At 64.6% G+C, this 302-nt stretch carries 1 protein-coding gene; it reads left to right on the top strand.

The genetic code is table 11. The features are described 5' to 3' along the window. The coding region (locus AF337_RS12210) for an amidohydrolase family protein (RefSeq protein WP_152971020.1) at nt 1–302 on the top strand (302 nt) is incomplete at both ends.

The raw sequence follows: 302 nt of genomic DNA, 5'->3' as shown, positions 1-302 counted from the left end.
CTACGACGCCAAGGGCGGCATCATCGCCCCGGGTCTGGTCGATCCGCACATCCATATCGAATCCTCGATGGTGACGGCCTGCGCCTATGCCGAAGCGGCCCTCCTTAACGGCACGACGACAATCTTTTGCGACAGCCACGAGATCGGAAACGTCATGGACGTCGCCGGCGTTGAGGCCATGCTCGAGGATGCACGGCAGGCGCCGCTATCCATCTTCCTGACCGTGCCGAGCACGGTGCCGGCGACGACGCCGGATCTGGAAACAGCCGGCGGCGACCTGACGCTGGATAAGATCGCCGCCC

Origin of the sequence: Rhizobium ecuadorense, from assembly GCF_001187535.1 — a bacterium.
Classification (GTDB): Bacteria; Pseudomonadota; Alphaproteobacteria; order Rhizobiales; family Rhizobiaceae; genus Rhizobium; species Rhizobium ecuadorense.
This window is presented reverse-complemented; position numbering and strand designations above follow the sequence as displayed.